The organism is Geodermatophilus sp. SYSU D00525, assembly GCF_054050475.1.
Map to the genome: position 1 here is coordinate 307,898 of NZ_JBJGZK010000001.1, position 16,196 is coordinate 324,093.

Annotated in this window: 14 protein-coding genes; 8 read left to right on the top strand and 6 right to left on the bottom strand. The window is 78.4% G+C overall.

Going from position 1 to position 16,196, the window contains the following annotated elements:
• Window positions 1-60: 60 nt before the first annotated feature.
• Complete coding sequence (locus ACI796_RS01460) at window positions 61-3,417, top strand: BTAD domain-containing putative transcriptional regulator (protein ID WP_456939477.1); 3,357 nt, start codon at window positions 61-63, stop codon at window positions 3,415-3,417.
• On the opposite strand, the gene ACI796_RS01465 is transcribed toward ACI796_RS01460, so the two are convergent.
• The gene (locus ACI796_RS01465) at window positions 3,414-4,112 is read right to left on the bottom strand and encodes a hemerythrin domain-containing protein (RefSeq protein ID WP_456939478.1); all 699 of its coding nucleotides are present in this window, start codon (window positions 4,110-4,112) and stop codon (window positions 3,414-3,416) included. The two genes, ACI796_RS01460 and ACI796_RS01465, sit on opposite strands and share 4 nt — an antisense overlap.
• 121 nt (window positions 4,113-4,233) lie before the next feature.
• Between ACI796_RS01465 and ACI796_RS01470 the strand changes: the two genes are divergently transcribed.
• Window positions 4,234-5,226 carry an LLM class flavin-dependent oxidoreductase gene (locus ACI796_RS01470; protein WP_456939479.1) on the top strand — a complete coding sequence of 331 codons (993 nt, stop codon included), beginning with the start codon at window positions 4,234-4,236 and terminating at the stop codon, window positions 5,224-5,226.
• A 91-nt stretch (window positions 5,227-5,317) separates the two neighbouring features.
• Window positions 5,318-6,970 carry a Na+/H+ antiporter gene (locus ACI796_RS01475; RefSeq protein WP_456939480.1) on the top strand — a complete coding sequence of 551 codons (1,653 nt, stop codon included), beginning with the start codon at window positions 5,318-5,320 and terminating at the stop codon, window positions 6,968-6,970.
• Here ACI796_RS01475 and ACI796_RS01480 read toward each other — a convergent pair.
• The 3 genes from ACI796_RS01480 to ACI796_RS01490 form a co-directional block, all read right to left on the bottom strand.
• Window positions 6,967-7,488: a pyridoxamine 5'-phosphate oxidase family protein gene (locus tag ACI796_RS01480; RefSeq protein ID WP_456939481.1), complete on the bottom strand. Its 522-nt coding sequence runs from the start codon at window positions 7,486-7,488 to the stop codon at window positions 6,967-6,969. The genes ACI796_RS01475 and ACI796_RS01480 overlap by 4 nt on opposite strands.
• 49 nt (window positions 7,489-7,537) lie before the next feature.
• Complete coding sequence (locus ACI796_RS01485; protein WP_456939482.1) at window positions 7,538-8,110, bottom strand: class I SAM-dependent methyltransferase; 573 nt, start codon at window positions 8,108-8,110, stop codon at window positions 7,538-7,540.
• A 74-nt stretch (window positions 8,111-8,184) separates the two neighbouring features.
• Window positions 8,185-9,021 carry an alpha/beta hydrolase gene (locus tag ACI796_RS01490; RefSeq protein WP_456939483.1) on the bottom strand — a complete coding sequence of 279 codons (837 nt, stop codon included), beginning with the start codon at window positions 9,019-9,021 and terminating at the stop codon, window positions 8,185-8,187.
• Window positions 9,022-9,116: 95 nt separating this feature from the next.
• On the opposite strand from ACI796_RS01490, the gene ACI796_RS01495 reads away from it, so the two are divergent.
• Window positions 9,117-10,109 (top strand): alpha/beta hydrolase, encoded by a 993-nt coding sequence (locus ACI796_RS01495; RefSeq protein WP_456939484.1) that lies wholly within the window; start codon window positions 9,117-9,119, stop codon window positions 10,107-10,109.
• The gene (locus tag ACI796_RS01500) at window positions 10,106-11,428 is read left to right on the top strand and encodes a carboxylesterase family protein (protein ID WP_456939485.1); all 1,323 of its coding nucleotides are present in this window, start codon (window positions 10,106-10,108) and stop codon (window positions 11,426-11,428) included. The genes ACI796_RS01495 and ACI796_RS01500 overlap by 4 nt, the downstream gene beginning before the upstream one ends.
• Window positions 11,429-11,432: 4 nt before the next feature.
• Here the strand turns inward: ACI796_RS01500 and ACI796_RS01505 are convergent, their stop codons facing one another.
• A complete protein-coding gene (locus ACI796_RS01505) occupies window positions 11,433-11,957 on the bottom strand; it encodes an N-acetyltransferase family protein (RefSeq protein WP_456939486.1) in 525 nt (174 codons plus the stop codon).
• A gap of 26 nt (window positions 11,958-11,983) precedes the next feature.
• Window positions 11,984-13,627, bottom strand: a complete 1,644-nt coding sequence (locus ACI796_RS01510; protein WP_456939487.1) for a diguanylate cyclase — start codon at window positions 13,625-13,627, stop codon at window positions 11,984-11,986.
• A 184-nt stretch (window positions 13,628-13,811) separates the two neighbouring features.
• On the opposite strand from ACI796_RS01510, the gene ACI796_RS01515 reads away from it, so the two are divergent.
• From ACI796_RS01515 to ACI796_RS01525, 3 genes are all read left to right on the top strand, one after another.
• Window positions 13,812-14,450: an ANTAR domain-containing protein gene (locus tag ACI796_RS01515; RefSeq protein WP_456939488.1), complete on the top strand. Its 639-nt coding sequence runs from the start codon at window positions 13,812-13,814 to the stop codon at window positions 14,448-14,450.
• The gene (locus ACI796_RS01520; protein ID WP_456939489.1) at window positions 14,447-15,226 is read left to right on the top strand and encodes an MEDS domain-containing protein; all 780 of its coding nucleotides are present in this window, start codon (window positions 14,447-14,449) and stop codon (window positions 15,224-15,226) included. Before ACI796_RS01515 ends, ACI796_RS01520 begins: the two co-directional genes overlap by 4 nt.
• Window positions 15,227-15,288: 62 nt before the next feature.
• Entirely contained in the window at window positions 15,289-16,146 is an 858-nt protein-coding gene (locus ACI796_RS01525; RefSeq protein WP_456939490.1) for a hypothetical protein, read from the top strand.
• Window positions 16,147-16,196: the final 50 nt, after the last annotated feature.

The following is a 16,196-nucleotide window of genomic DNA, read 5'->3' on the forward strand; positions in this document are numbered from 1 at the left end:
CGGTGGAACTCCTCACGACCGCTCCGCGATCCGGCGGAACGCGCTTATGCTCGCGCCGCTATGGGGAGCGGGGGTGCCGGAACGGTCGGGTTCCGGGTGCTGGGCGACGTGGGCGCCGTCCGCGACGGCGAGCCCCTCGACCTGGGCGGCCGCCGCCAGCGCTCGGTGGTCGCCCGCCTGCTGGTCGCCGGCGGGCACGTGGTCCCCGCCGAGGTGCTGGTCGCCGACCTGTGGCGCGGCGCCTCCCCCGCCGACGCGCTGGGGACGCTGCAGGCGCACGTCAGCCACCTGCGGCGGGTGCTGGAGCCCGGCCGCGCCCCGCGCACGCCCGCGCGGCTGCTGGTCACCGTGCCGCCGGGCTACGCGCTGCGCCCGGCCGAGGACGCCGTGGACGTGCTCGAGGCGGTGCGGCTGCTCGACGAGGGCGACCGGCTGGCCGCGACCGACCCCGCCGGGGCTCGCAACCGGTACAGCGCCGCGATCGACCTGTGGCGCGGCCCCGCCTACGCCGAGTACCGCGACGAGCCCTGGGCCGGCCCCGAGGCCGCCCGCCTGGACGAGCTGCGGCTGACCGCCGTCGAGCGGCGCGCCGCCGTCGCGCTGGACGCCCCCGGCGGGCGGGACCCGCTCCCGCAGCTGCGCGCGCACGTCGCCGAGCACCCGCTGCGCGAGGAGGGCTGGCGGCTGCTCGCGCTCGGCCTCTACCGGGCCGGGCGGCAGGGCGAGGCGCTCGCCGCCCTGCGCGAGGTGCGGGCCCGGCTGGCCGACGAGCTCGGCGTCGACCCCGGCCCGGAGCTGCGGGCGCTGGAGGAGGCCGTCCTCGCCCAGTCCCCCTCGCTGCTGCCGGCGCGCCGGCCGGCGCCGCCGGTCGGCCGCCCGGCGCCCGCGCCCGCGCCCGTCCCGGCTCCGGCCGCCCCCGCGCCGGACGTGCCCCGGCCGGTCGGCCGCGACGCCGAGCTGGCCGCGCTGGCAGCCGCGGCCGGGCGGGCGGCCGGCGGGCAGGTCGAGGTCGCGCTGCTGGCGGGCGAGGCGGGCGGCGGCAAGACCACGGTGCTCGACCACCTGCGGGCCGAGCACGCGGCCCGCGGCTGGACGACGGTCGCCGTCTGCTGCCCGGAGACCGACGGCGCCCCGCCCGGCTGGCCGTGGGCCGCGGCGCTGCGCGCCCTCGCCGCCGAGGTCCCGCCGGCCGACCCCGCTCCCCTGGCGATGCTGCTCACCGACGACGCGCCGGCCGTGACCGGCGGTGACCCGACCGGCAACCGGTTCCGGCTGCACCAGGCGGTGGCCGGCTGGCTGGCCGCCGTCGCCGCGCGGACGCCGCTGCTGGTGACCGTCGACGACCTGCACCGCGCCGACCGGGAGACGACGGCGCTGCTCCTGGACCTGCTGCCGGCGCTGGCCGGGTCGCCGGTGCTGGTGGTCGCCGCGCACCGCCCCGAGGAGAGCGCCGGCCTGGCCGAGGTCCTCGCCGCGCTGGCCCGCCGCTCCCCCGTGGGCCTCGCGCTGCGCGGCCTCGACGCCGCCGCGGTGGAGGAGCTGGTCGAGGACTGGGCGCTCACCCCGGTCGACGGGCGCACGCGCGCCGCGATCGCCGCCCGCGCCGACGGCAACCCCTTCCACGTCCGCGAGCTGGTCCGGCTGGTGGACACCGGCGAGGACGTCGACGCGGTCCCGGGCACGGTGCGCGACGTCGTCCGGCACCGGCTGGCCGGCCTGCCCGCGCGCACCGGCACGCTGCTGCGCCTGGCCGCCGTCATCGGCCGCGACGTCGACGCCGAGGTGCTGCTCGCCGCGGCGGCCCCGGCCGGCGGCGGCACCGACGAGGACGACGAGTCGCTGGTCGAGGCGCTGGAGACGGCGCTGGTCAGCGGCCTCCTGGTGGAGCCCGGCCCGGGCCGGCTGCGGTTCGTGCACGCGCTGGTCCGGGACACGCTGTACGAGGACCTGTCCTCGCTGCGCCGGACCCGGCTGCACGGCCGGGTGGCCGCGGTCCTGGAGCGGCTGCGGCCCGACGACGTCACCGCCCTGGCGCACCACGCCGCCGCGGCGGGTCCCGGCTCCGCCGCCTCGGCCGCCCGCTGGGCCCGGTCGGCCGCGGAGCTGGCCGAGCGGCACTTCGCGTACGCCGACGCCGCGGTCATGTGGGGGCGGGCGGCCGAGGCGACCGGGAGGACCCGCCCGGACGACGCGGCCGGCCTCGCGCGGCTGCTCGCCGCGCAGGCGCACGCCACCGCGCTGGCCGGGGCCATCGGCGAGGCCCGCGCCCTGCGCACCCGCGCGCTGGCCGTGCTGCCGGAGGACGCCCCGGCGGAGCTGACCGCGGCGGTCCTGCTGTCCTCGGACGTGCCGACCCTCTGGAACGCCTGGGTGGACCCGGTCGACGACCGGTTCGTCGCGCGCACCGAGCGCGTGACCACCGCCCTGCGGCCCGGCGACCCGCAGCGCACCCGGCTGCTGGCGATGCTGGCCACCGAGCTCGAGGAGCGGCACGACGATCGGGCCGCCGAGGCCTCCGACCGGGCGCTGGCCGAGGCCCGGCTCGGCGGGGACCCGCTCGCCCTCGCCCACGCCCTGACCGTCCGGCAGTTCCACGCCGTGCGGGGACGCGACCGCAGCGAGGCCACGGAGCTGGGCACCGAACTGCTCGACCTCGCCCGGCGCGAGGGGTTCGGCGTCTTCGAGGCGGTGGCGCGGCTGGTGCTCCTGCAGGACACCTGCGCCGTGCTCGACCTCGAGGCCGCCGACCGGCACGCCGCGGAGGCCGAGCGCCTGTCCACCGCCTACGGCCTGCCGCTGCTGCGCGGCATCGCCCGCTGCTACGCCGGCCTGCGCGCCGCCGTCGCCGGGCGGGTGGGCGAGGCCCAGGCGGCGTACGACGTGGCCGAGCAGGCCCTGCTCGACGCCGGCTACTACCCCGCGGTGGCCCGGGCGCTGCGGCTGACCACCCAGCTCTCCCTGCGGCTCGCCGACCCCGGCGCCCGGCCGGTCGCCCCCGAGGAGATGGCCGCGCTGGCGCCCATCTCGCCCGAGCTGGCGGTCGAGGCGCAGGCCCTGGCCCTGGTGCTGGCCGGGCGGACGGAGGAGGCGCGGGCGCTGGTCCCGCCGCCCTCCCGGGCGGTGCGGGACCTGTTCGCGCCGTTCGTCCAGTACTGCCGCGGCCTCGTCGGGCTGGCCCTCGGGGACGCGGAGCGGATGGCCGAGGCCGAGGCCGGGCTGCTCCCCTACCGGGACACCGTGTGCGGGACGCACACCGCCCAGATGGCGTTCGGCCCGACGGCGACGGTGCTGGCCCGGCTCGCCGCCGCCCGCGGGGACCGGGCCGCGGCCGAGGCGCACCGGGCGGTCGCCGTCGCCGTCGCCGAGCGCACCGGCAACGCGGCCTGGACCGCGCAGGCCCGCGCGGCGCTGGACTAGCGGCCGGCGACGAGGTCGCGCCGGCGCCGCCAGCCCGGCTCGGCCGCGCGCAGCAGCACCCGCAGCGGGAGCGGCGTCGCGCCGAGCAGCCCGGCGCGCTCGCCCGGGGTGCGGCAGGCGTCGGCGACCCACGGCAGCGCGAACGCCGCGGACCGGGGCCCGGAGCCGCGGGCGCAGACGCCCTCGTAGCGGGCCAGGTCGCGCGCCGACACACACCGGCGGATCACGGGGAACACCTCGCGCTCCTCCTCCTCGACGTGCTCGTCCAGCGCGTCGGCCAGCTCGGCGAGGACGGCGGCCAGGGGGGCCGCGGCGTCCGGGCCGGCGGCGAACGCGGTCAGCGCCGCGTCGGCGCGGTCCAGCACGGACCGGAGCACGGCGTGGTCCTCGGTGAGCGGCTCGAGGTCGGCGGCGTGCGTCCCGGCGGAGGCGGCGACCACCGGCCACAGGACGGCGTCCTCCCGCCCGGTGTGCGCGCACACCTCCCGCAGCACGCACCGGCCGAAGGCGACGACCGCCCGCCGCCGCTCCGCCGGCCAGACCGCGCCGCCGGCGGCCTCCGCGGCGACGCCGGCCAGCAGCCGGCAGCCGCCGCGCAGCGCGCGGTGCGCCAGCGCCAGGCGGGTCACGTCGGCCTCGGGGTCGCCGGGCCGGCGGGGCGTGACGGGGAACGGCAGCGGTGCGGTCGCGGTCACGGCGCCACCGTCCCCCGGCCCGGTTGCCGGTGACTTGCGTCCGACTACCGCCGCGGCGGAAGCGCCCGGGACCGCCGGGTGTTGCACCGGGCAACGACGACCCGTCCCCAGGAGGACCCCCGTGCGCATCCCGCTGTCCGTGCTCGACCTCGCTCCCGTCGCCCCCGGGGAGACCCACGGCAGCAGCATCGCCGCGAGTGTCGCGCTGGCGCAGCGGGCGGAGGAGGCCGGCTACCGCCGGGTCTGGTACGCCGAGCACCACAACATGCCGGCGATCGCGTCGTCGGCCACCAGCGTGCTGATCGCGCACATCGGCGCGCACACCTCCACCATCCGGCTCGGCGCCGGCGGCGTCATGCTGCCCAACCACTCGCCGCTCACGATCGCCGAGCAGTTCGGCACGCTCGAGGCGATGTACCCCGGGCGCATCGACCTGGGCCTGGGCCGCGCGCCCGGCTCGGACCAGAACACCACGTACGCCCTGCGCCGCGACGCCGCCTCCGCCGAGCGCTTCCCCCAGGACGTGCTCGAGCTGCAGGGCTACCTGACCGGCGAGTCCCGGGTGCCCGGCGTGCGGGCCGTCCCCGGCCACGGGTCGGAGGTGCCGCTGTACGTCCTCGGCTCGTCGATGTTCGGCGCCGGCCTGGCCGCCGCGCTCGGCCTGCCCTACGCCTTCGCCTCGCACTTCGCCCCCCAGCTGCTCGAGCCCGCGGTGGCCGCCTACCGGCGCGACTTCCGCTCGTCCGCGCAGCTCGACGCCCCGTACGTCATCGCCGGGGTGAACGCCATCGCCGCCGACACCGCCGAGGCGGCGCGGGAGATGCTGCAGGCCACCCGCCGCCGGCTCGCCGTCGGGCTGTTCGGCCAGGGCCGCGACCTCGACGACGACGCCGCCGAGCTTCTGCTGTCCTCGGGCGCGGGCCGGCACGTGGACTCGATGCTCACCCACACCGCCGCCGGCACCCCGGCCGAGGTCCGCGAGCGGCTCACCGAGTTCGCCCGGCTCGCCGACGCCGACGAGCTGATCGTCGCCCACCAGGCGCCCGGCACCGAGGCCCGGCTGCGCTCGGTGACGCTGACCGCCGAGGCGATGGAGTCCGTCGCCGCCGCCTGAGCCGGTCGGGTGGCGGCGACGGCCATCTCCGCCACCCCGGCCACCGGGGCGTCGGGATGAGCGGGGATCGGCGCTCGGGGAGGATGACTCGGTGCACGCCGAGACCGTCATCCTGCTCGTCCTGGCCGCGGTCGCGGTGATCGTGGCGGCCCGCTGGCTGGCCGGCCGCACCGGCATCCCGGCGGCCGCGCTGCTCACCGTGGCCGGGCTGGTGTACGCGCTGCTGCCCGGCCCGAACCTGGGCCTGGACCCGGAGATCGTCCTCAGCGTCCTCATCCCGCCACTGCTCTACAGCGCGGCGCTCGACTCCTCCCTCATCGCCATCCGGGCCAACCTGCGCACCGTCGTCGGGCTGTCGGTGCTGCTCGTGGTGGTCACGGCGCTGGTCATCGGCGTCGGGTTCGCGCTGTGGGTGCCCGGCGCGACGCTCGCCGCCGGGATCGCCCTCGGCGCCGCCGTGGCCCCGCCCGACCCGGTGGCCGCGCTCGCCGTCGGCCGCCGGGTCGGGCTGCCGCCGCGGCTGGTCACCCTCATCCAGGGCGAGGGGCTGCTCAACGACGCGACCGCGCTGACCCTGCTCAGCGTCGCCATCGCGGCCGCGGTGGGCGACGGCTTCTCCACCTGGTCGGCGCTGGGCCAGTTCGCGCTCGCCGCCGCCGGCGGTGTCGCCGCCGGGCTGGCCGTCGCCTACGGCGTCCGGCCGCTGCGCCGGCTCCGCCGGGACCCGCTGTCGTCGAACGCCGTGTCCCTCGCGACGCCGTTCGTCGCCTACCTGCTGGCCGAGTCGGTGCACGTGTCCGGCGTGCTGGCCGTCGTCGTCGCCGGGCTGGTCATCGCGCACAACGCCCCGTACTGGCAGTCGGGCGCCACCCGGCTGCAGACCGACGCGGTGTGGAAGCTGGTCGACTTCCTGCTCGAGGGCGTCGTCTTCCTGCTCATCGGCCAGCAGCTGCCCGCGGTCATCAGCGGCCTCGGCCAGTACGCGCCCTCGACCGTCGTGACCGCCGCCGTGATCACCGTGGGGGCGGTGCTGCTGGTCCGGCCGCTGTGGCTGTGGCTGACCGAGCACGCGCCCCGGGCACTGCACATGCGGCTCAGCGGTGCTCCCGCCGCCGACGAGGACGGCGACCCGGCGACCCCGCCGCGCCAGCTGTCCGGCCGGGAGATCGCCGTGCTGAGCTGGGCCGGCACCCGCGGCGTCATCAGCCTGGCCGCCGTCTTCACCATCCCGCTGGTCACCGACACGGGCGACCCCTTCCCGGACCGCGACCTGCTGCTGTTCTGCGCCTTCCTCGTCGTGCTGGTCACCCTGGTCGGGCAGGGCACCACGTTCGCCCCGCTGGTGCGCCGGCTGCGCCTGCGCGCCGACGCCGCCGACGCCGCCCGGCTGCGCAACCAGGCGCGGACGGCCGCCGTCGAGGCGGGGCTGAACCGGCTCGACGAGCTGCAGGCCGAGCAGCACGACCACGTCGACGACGCCGCCATCGAGTCGATCCGCGCCGCGCTGCGCACCCGGCTGGACCGCTACCGGCACCGGCTGCAGGTGCTCGAGGACGCCGAGGGCGAGGTGCCGATGTCGCCGCAGTACGAGGCGGCGCTGCGGGTGCGCCGGGCGGTGATCGACGCCGAGCGCGAGGAGCTGCTGCGCTGGCGCGACCTCGGCCGGCTGCCCGACGAGGGGCTGCGCACGCTCGAGCGGGAGCTGGACCACCAGGAGCACCTGCTCCCCGCGCGCCCGGCCTAGGGGCGGTACCGCGTCTGGCCGTGCGGCCCGCCGAACAGCAGCACCTTGTCCGGGGGCACCCGGTAGACCCGCGCGCCGCCCCCGGTGGCCCCGCCGGAGGAGCTCAGCTCGACGAACTCGTCCCCGCGCACCGCGAAGTGCCAGTCCTCGCCGTACTTCGCGAACCAGGCGTCGGCCAGCACCTGCAGCTCCCCGGGGTCGGTGACCCGCGCCGCGACCCCCTCGACGACGACGTCGCGCCCGCTGTCCCAGCCGTGCGCGCCGGTGCTGCCGGTGGTCACGGCCACGTGCGGGTTGCCGTCGAGGTTGCGCGCCTTCTGCTCGTCCGCGCCGGTGCAGAAGGCGAACGCGCCGTCGTGCCAGACGCCCACGAGCGGGACGGCGTGCGGCCGGCCGTCCGCGCGGACGGTGGTGATCCAGTACAGCTGGGCGTCGGTGAGCAGCCGCTCGACGTCGGCCCACGGGGGTGCGGTCGCCGTGGCGTCGCCGTACCGGGGGTCGATCTGTCCGGTGGTCATGCCCGTGTAGACCGTCGTGGGGACGGCGGCTCATCGCGGCGCCGCCGCGTCAGCCCCCGGCGCCGTCGGTGCACGCGAAGAGGAAGGCGGGCGGCACGTTCCACGGCGTCACGCGCGTCCGGACGTCGGGGAAGCGGCGGCGCAGCTCGCCGAGCACCAGCGGCGAGTACTGGATCACCACCGCGGTGCCGCGGGGGCGCAGCGCACGGGGCAGCTGGTCGAGCAGCCGGCGGCGCAGGCCCACCTCGAGCGAGGTGAACGGCAGCATCGAGACGACGACGTCGGCTCGCTCGCCGTCGAGGAGGCCGGTGAGGTCCTCCGCGGAGCCGCACACCACCCGCAGCCGGGGGTCGTCGTGGCGCTCGGTGAGCCGGCGGGCCAGCTCCGGGTCGATCTCCAGCGCGAGGAGCCGGGCGTCCGGGCCGAGGCGGGCGAGGATCTCCCGGGTGGCCACCCCGGTCCCGGCACCGAGCTCGACGACCAGGCCGGCGCCCGGGACGTCGGCGAGGTCGAGCAGGGCGCGCACCGCCGTCCGGGACGTCGGCAGCACCGCCCCCACCTGGCGCGGGTTGGTGACGAAGGCGCGCAGCAGCCGCACGCCGTCCGTGAGGGCCTGGGGCACGGGCCTCCCCTCCGCCGCACCCGTGCGGCGCGGCCGCCCCGACCCTGCCACGGATCGCGGCGCCCGACGACCGATCAGGCCGGCCGGTGGGCGTCGAGCCAGGCGACGACGTCGTCGAGGACCTGCTCCTTCTCCGGCTCGTTGTGCGGCTCGTGGAACAGCCCGTCGTAGACCCGGTGCGTGAGGTCGGGCGAGCCCGCGTGCTCGCGGACCACCACGCTGGCCGCCGGCGCCACCAGCCGGTCGGCGCTGCCGTGGACGACTAGCAGCGGGAGCCGGAGCCCGGGCAGCCGGCCGGGCATCGCCGCGGCGGTCTGCATGAGCGCCGCGCCGGTGCGGGCGACCATCTTCCCGTTGTGGTTGAGCGGATCGGCCCGGTAGGCGGCCACCACCTCGGGGTCGCGGCTGACCGTCTCGACGTCGAGGGCGAGCACGCCGAGGCCCGGAGCCAGCCGGGCCAGCACCGGCGCCACCGCCCGCTGCACCGGGGTGGCGGCACTGGTGTCGAGCGCGGGGGCCGAGAGGACCGCACCGACGACCCGCGCGTCCGGCTCGCCGGTCAGGTACTGCAGCGCGATGAGCCCGCCGAGGCTGTGTCCGTAGACGAACACCGGGACGCCGGGGTGCCGGTCGGCGGCGGCGCGGACGGTCTGCGCCACGCCCTCGACGGTCCCCGCCATGCTCCCGATGTCACCCCGCCGGCCGGGCGACCGGCCGTGGCCGGGGTGGTCGGGCGCGTAGGAGGCGTAGCCGCCGCGGCCGAGCCGATCGGCCACGTGCGCGTAGCGGCCGCCGTGCTCGTGCACGCCGTGCACGAGGACGACGACGCCGGCCGGGCCGGGGACGCTCCAGCCCTGCCAGTACTGCCCCGAGGGCAGCGTGCCCTCCCCGTGCCGCACCGCTGTGGTCACGCGTCCTCCCGATCCGTCGCCCGCGCCCGTCCCGGGCGCCGTCGCGCACCGTAGCCCCCGCGGCCGCGCGGGGGCCGACCGCTAGCGTCCGCCCGGTGACCGCCCGCTCCCGCCGCCTGACGCGCCTCGCCGCGCTCGGCCTCGCCGTCGCGCTCGCCCGCCGCGCCCGCACCGTCGCTGCCGTGCCGCCCGAGCTGCGCCGTCCGGACCTGTGGCTGCCGCTGTCGATCGGCTCGCGGGCCGAGCTGCGGATCGGACGCCGGCTGTTCGGGTCCCGGGTCACCGAGCCGGTGGCCGGGGTGACCGTGACGCGGCACGACGTCCCCGGCGGGCAGGACGTGTTCGTGTACGAGCCGGTGCGGCGCACCGGCGGCGCGCTGCTGTGGGTCCACGGCGGTGGCACGGTGATCGGGCAGCCCGAGGGCGACCACGACCTGTGCAGCCGGATGGCCCGCGACCTCGGCGTCGTCGTGGTCAGCGCCCGCTACCGGCTGGCGCCCGAGCACCCGTTCCCCGCGGCGCTCGACGACCTCCTGGCCGCGCTGTGCGAGCTGCACCGGCGGGCCGCGGATCTCGGCGTGGACCCGGCCCGCGTCGCCGTCGGCGGGGCCAGCGCGGGCGGCGGGCTGGCCGCGGCGCTGGCGCAGCGGGCGCACGACGAGGGCGTGCCGGTCGCCTTCCAGCTGCTGGTCTACCCGATGCTCGACGACCGCACGGTGCTGCGCCGGAGCACCGCCGGCCGCGGGAAGCTGGTCTGGACGCCGCGGTCCAACCGCTGGGCGTGGACCGCCTACCTGGGGCACCGGCCGCGGGCCGACGAGCCCCGTCCCCACGCGGCGCCGGCCCGCCGGCTGGACCTCTCCGGCCTGCCGCCGGCGTGGATCGGTGTCGGCGGCCTGGACCTGTTCCACGACGAGGACGTCGCCTACGCCCGGCGCCTGCAGGCGGCCGGCGTGCCGGTGCGGCTGCACGTCGAGCCGGGGATGTACCACGCGGCCGAGCTGGAGCTGCAGACGACGGTCGCGACCATGCGGGCCTTCCAGCAGGCCGCCTTCGACGCCCTCGGCGCCGCGGTCGGCACCGCGTGACGCAGCAGGCCACCACGCCGCACTTCGCGGCGCCCGCGGGGACGTTCACGGCAAGGCGGTCCGACGGCGTCGTGCGGGCCACCGGCATCCGGTACGCCCGGGCGGAGCGGTTCCGCCCGCCAGTGCCCGAGCCGCCCGCGACCGGCGTCGTCGACGCGACGTCGTGGTCGCCCGCGTGCCCGCAGCCGCCGGCGCCGGAGCTCGAGCTGATGGTCACCGACCCGATGGGCGAGCTCGTCGCCGACGAGGACTGCCTGCGGCTGTCGGTCACCGTCCCGGAGGACGTCTCCCCGGCCGACCGGCTGCCGGTGATGGTGTGGGTGCACGGCGGCTCCTACGTCAGCGGCGCCGGCGACGCCCCCGCCTACGACCCGGCCGCGCTCGTGCGCGAGCAGCGGGTGGTCGTCGTCAGCGTCACCTACCGGCTCGGGCTGCTCGGCTTCCTCGGCGACGGGGACGGGCGGCCGGCGAACCTCGGCCTGCTCGACCTCGTCGAGGCGCTGCGCTGGGTGCGGGCCAATGTCGCGGCCTTCGGCGGCGACCCGGACGCGGTGACGCTGTTCGGCGAGTCCGCCGGCGGCGACGCGATCGCCCACCTCGTGACGGCCGACGGCGCCCGCGGCCTGTTCCGCCGCGCGGTCGTGTCCAGCGCCCCGCTGGGGCTGTCCCGCGGCCGGGCGCGGATGAGCGCCGCGATGGCCGCCGAGGCCCGGTCTCTGGATCCCGCCGCGCCCGTCGAGGAGGTCGTCGACGCGCAGGCGCGGGTGGCCGCGCGCGCCCGGCGGTACGGGCTGGTCGCCGCGATGCCGTTCGGCACCCAGTACGGCCTCCCGCCGCTGCCGGCCGAGGAGGCGCTCGAGGACGCCTGGGCGCAGGCGGCGCCGGAGGTGGACCTGCTGGTCGGCACGAACAGCCGCGAGGTGGCGCTGTTCGCGGCGCTGCTGCCGCCCGCCGCGCGGCTGGCCCGTGTCCCCGTCGTCGGCCGGCCGCTGGTGGAGGCGGTCGTGCGGGTGCTCACCCGCCGCATCTACGCCCGCGACGCCGCCCGGGCCGCCCGCCGGCACCGCGCGGCCGGCGGCCGGGCGGTGCACTACACGCTCGCGTACGGCACCGGCGCGCTGACCGGGGCGCACGCGATCGACCTCCCGCTGCTGTTCCCGCACCGGCACACCTGGGAGGCCTCACCGCTGCTGGCCGGCATCCCGTGGGTCGAGGTCGTCGCGGCCGGCCGGGAGCTCCGCCGGGTGTGGGCGCACTTCGCCCGCACCGGGGACGTGCCCGCCGACCTCCCGTCCTTCCTGTCCGTGGACCGGGGCTGAGCGCTCAGCGCGGCTCGGCGGGGCTGCCCGACGGGCCGGGACCGAGGTCGCGCTGCAGCCAGGTGACGTCGTGCCAGGCGCCGTCCTTCCAGCCGACCCGCCGGTAGGTGCCGACGGGCTCGAAGCCCAGCGCCCGGTGCAGGCCGAGGCTCGCCTCGTTGGGCAGCGCGATCCCGGCCAGCGCGACCCGGTACCCGCGTGCGGCGAGCCGGTCGAGCAGCGCCGTGTACAGCAGCCGGCCCCCGCCGGTGCGCCGCCGGCCGGGCTCGAGGTAGACGCTCACCGTGCACGACCAGCGGTAGGCCTCGCGGGCCATGAAGGGCCCGCCGTACGCATAGCCGCGCACCGCGCCGTCCGCCTCGAGCACCAGCCACGCGTGCCGCTCCTGGGCGTCGGCGATGCGGCGGGCCATCTCCATCGCCGTCGGCGGCTCGGTCTCGAACGACACCGCGGTGCCGGTGACGTAGGGGGCGTAGACGTCCCGGCAGGCGGCGGCGTCGTCCGGGCCGGCGTCGCGGACGGAGGTCACGCCCCCGACGCTACGGCCGCCGGCCCTCAGGCCGGGGCGAGGACCGGCTCCTCGCGCCACAGCACCGGCTCGCCGCGGCGGTCCTGCTTGGAGACGTACATCGCCTGGTCGGCGCGCTTGGTCAGCGCCGCGGCGCCGAGCCCGGGCTCCCCGCAGGCCACGCCCAGGCTGGCCCGCAGCGGCACGGTGCCCGCGGTGATCTCGGCCGGCTCCGACAGCGCCGCCCGGATCCGCGCGCCGAGCGAGGCGGCCGCGACCGGGCCGTCGACCCCGCGGCTGACGACGAGGAACTCGTCCCCGCCGATGCGCCCGACGATGTCGTCCCGGCGCAGCACGCCGGCCAGCCGCGCGGCGGTGGTCACCAGCAGCTCGTCGCCGGCGTCGTGGCCCAGGGTGTCGTTGACCGGCTTGAAGTCGTCGAGGTCGACGAAGACCACCGCCGTCGTCCCGGCGTCCGGCCCGGCCAGCGCGGCCTCCAGGACGGCGATGGTGGAGGCGCGGTTGTGGCAGCCGGTGAGGGCGTCGAAGGTCGCCTTGGCGGTGAGCTCCTCGCGCATGCGGGCGCTGTCGGTGACGTCGGAGACGCACACCAGCGCGCCGGGGGCGCCCTCGCGGTCGCTGAGCGCCACCAGGCTCACCGCGCACACCCGGGCCTCGCCGGCCGGGGTGCGGATGCCGACCTCCACCGCCGCGTCCACGCCGTCGCCGAGCACCTGCGCGAGCGCGGTCTCCAGCGCCGCCCGCCCGGCCTCGTCCGCCCGGGCCGCGACGTCGTCCCAGCCGGTCACCGCGGGCACGCCCAGCAGCACCGGCAGGCGGGAGTTGGTGTGCACGACCTCCCGGTCGGAGGTCAGCTGCAGGATGCCCTGCGGCAGCGCCTCGGTCAGCCGCCGCAGCAGCCGCTCCTGCTGCTGCAGGGCCTCGTGCGCGGCCATCTCGTCGGAGACGTCGCTCATCTGCGTCACGACGACGGCGTCGGCGGGGTCGTCGGCCGGCACGTACTGGTTCTCCAGCTCCAGCCACGCCCACGTGCCGTCGGCGCGCCGGTGCCGCAGCCGCACCCGCTGGGCCTCCTGGCGGGAGAGCAGCTCCAGCCAGTTGGCGATCGCCCGCTCCTGGTCGTCGGGGTGGACGAACTCCGAGGAGCGCTGGCCGACCATCTGCGCCGGCGTCCAGCCGAGCATCCGGGTGGTGCGCTCGTCGATCTCGGTGATCACCGCCAGCGACGTCTTGCGGACCGACGCCGTGCGCGGCCGCCGCGACACCTCGAGCCCCGCCAGCGGCGCGGGGCCGCGGTCGCCGGCGGCCGCGTCGAGCACGTCGAGGGCGCCGAGCAGGACGCCGTGCTGCTCGCGGAGGTCGACGAAGGTGAGCGCCAGCGCCACCGCGGGCTCGCGCCGGCCGTGGACGGTGGCCAGGCCGACCCCGTTGGTGCGCGCCCGCTCGAAGGCGGTGACGACGAGCATCGCGTCGGCGGGGACGACGGCGTCGAGGAACGTGGCGCGGTCGGCCGGCGGGGTCATCACCCGCTCCGGCGGGACGCCGAGCGAGGCCGGCATCGGGACGAGTACGCCGTCGGAGGCGATCGCGGCCAGCACGGCGTCGGGCAGCCGGAGCAGGGAGGACAGGACGTCCGCGCGCTCGGCCGGCGTTCTCGGGGTGGCGGTCACGTCCTCCCATCGGCGCGGCCGGGCCGGTCCTTGAGCGGCCGGTGTGGTCAAACTCACCCTCCGGGGTCGGCCCTCGGCGTGTCACCGCACCGGGTGGCAGCATGGTCATCCACGGGGCCCGCCGGTCGAGATGCCGGACGGCGGTGCACGCCGACTCCGGGCTCGCCCGGCTGGAGGTGTCGCGGTGCAGTCTGCGGCCAGTTCCACGACCACGACGAGGACCACGACGACGACTTCCCTGCACGCCCGTCTCGACCTCGCGGGCTGGCTGCTCGGCGCCGTCCGCGGCTGGCACGCCCGCGACGACGCCGGCCCGGCCGCCGGGCTCGACGCCGCCCAGCTCCGCCTGTCCGAGGGCCCGCTGTGCGCCGCGCTCGCCGGGACGCCGGCGGGCAGCGCCGACCTCGGCCGGGACCTGCGCTGGCCCGCGCTCGCCGAGCGGGCCGCCGCCGCCGGCGTGCAGCGCGCCACCTGCCTGCCGCTGGACACCGGCAGCGAGGTCGTCGGGGCGCTCTCGGTGTACGTGGCCGGCCCCGGGCCGGGGCCCGACCGCGCGACGCTCACCCCGGTGGCCGGGCACGCCGCGCTGGCGCTGCGCACCGTGCGGCGGACCGCGCACCTGACCGTCGCGCTGGACAGCCGGGACGTCATCGGCCAGGCCAAGGGCGTGCTCATGGAGCGTTACCGGATCACCGTCGACGCCGCCTTCGGCATCCTCGTCCGCACCTCGCGGGACACCGGCCGCACGGTGCGCGACGTCGCCGTGCTGGTCACCGAGACCGGGGAGGCCCCGGCCGTCGTGTCCGCGGACGGCCTGCGGTGACCGGCGGCGCGCACGACTTCGTCGTCCTCGACAGCGAGGAGGCGCACGCGCAGGTCGTCGGCGACTTCGTCGCGGACGGGGTGCGCCGTGGCGAGTGCGTCCTGGTCACCGCCCTCGGCGGCCGCGAGGAGCGGCTGTGGGCCCGGCTGCGCCGCGCGGGCGTCGTCGGCGAGAGCTGGGAGCCGACCGCCACGACGGCGGTCCGGCTGGTGCCGCCGGACCCGGCCGAGCTGCCCGCGGCGGTCACCGGGGCGCTGTCCGAGGGGTGGCTCGCCGTCCGGTTCACCGGCGCGATCACCACCCCCGGCGTCAACGCGTTCGAGGCCGTCGTCGGCGAGCTGACCGCCCGGCACCCGCTCACCGTGCTGTGCCCCTACTTCCGCGACCTGCTCGAGCCCGGCCAGCACGCCGACCTCACCGCGCTGCACCGCGCACAGGTCGACGCCACCGCGGAGTACGACGACGGCGTCTTCCGGCTGACCCGGCGCGGCGACCGGCTGCACCTCGCGGGCGAGCTGGACTCGGCCAACGCCGACGCGCTGCGCGCGGTGCTGCAGGCGACGCTGGCCGGGGGCGGCGCGTGGGACCTCAGCGACCTGCGCTTCCTCGACGTGGGCGCGGCCGACTCCCTCGTCGCGGCGGCCGCCGGCCCGCCCGGGCTGACCGTCGTCGGCGCCTCGCGGCTGACCGCCCGGCTGGTCCGCCTGCTGGCCGACCGCTACCCCGATCGCGCGGTGGAGCTGGTGGACGCGACCTCCGAGGGCGCCGGCCGGTGACGGGACCGGACGCCGCACCGGTGCACCGGTGCGCGTTCCACGCGGGACGGGCGGAGGCCGGCGTGATCGCCGCGGACCTGTGCCGCCGCGCGCTGGCGGCCGGGCGGCCCGTGGTCGCCCACGTCGACGACGAGCTCCGGCGGGAGGTGGTGGCGCGGCTGCCCGCCGCCGGAGTCGCGTTCGCGTCGCACCGCGGCCTGGCCGAGCGGTCGCTGGGGTCGCTGCTCGACGACTGGGCCGCGCGGCGGCCGCCCGGCGGGGACGGCCCGGTGTCCGTGCTGTGCCAGGAGGCGTTCCCCCTCCTGCCCGACGCCGGGCTGTGGCGGCGCGCCGAGCACGCCACGACCGCGGCGGTCGCCGCACACGGGCTCGCGGTCACCTGCCTGGTCGACACCGCCGGGGGGCCGGCCGAGCGGCTCGCGGTCGCCCGCGCCACGCACCCGGTGCTGTGGTGGGACGGCGCCGACGTCCCCAACCCGGACCTGCGGCCGCCGGCCGGCCCGCCGCCGGGCGACGGCGTCCTCCTCGCCGACCGCCTGGTCGACCCGTCCGCGGGCACGGCCAACCGCCGCTGGTGGGACGCGTGCCTGGCCGCCGCCGGTCTGGCGCGCACGCGCCGCGAGGAGCTCGTGCTCGCGCTGCACGAGGCGGTCGGCACCGCGGCCGTCCTCGACGGCGTCCGGGGTGGCGGGCGGGGCGGTGTCCGGGTCCGCATCACCCGGCACGGCGGCACGCTGACCGCGGAGGTGGGCGTCCGCTCCGGCTGCCCGCCGCTGGAGGCGCACGCGGTGCCCCCGGACCACCGGCTGCTCATGCTGTGGCTGGCGGGGAAGGTCTCCCCCGCGGTGTCGCTGGGTGTGCGGCCGGACGGGACCGGCAGCCGCATCGTGGTGTGCGCGCTCGACCCCGACACCGCCTGACCGCTCGTCGGCGTGTCGCGCACCCCGCCGCGGCGGGTCTCGTTGGTCAC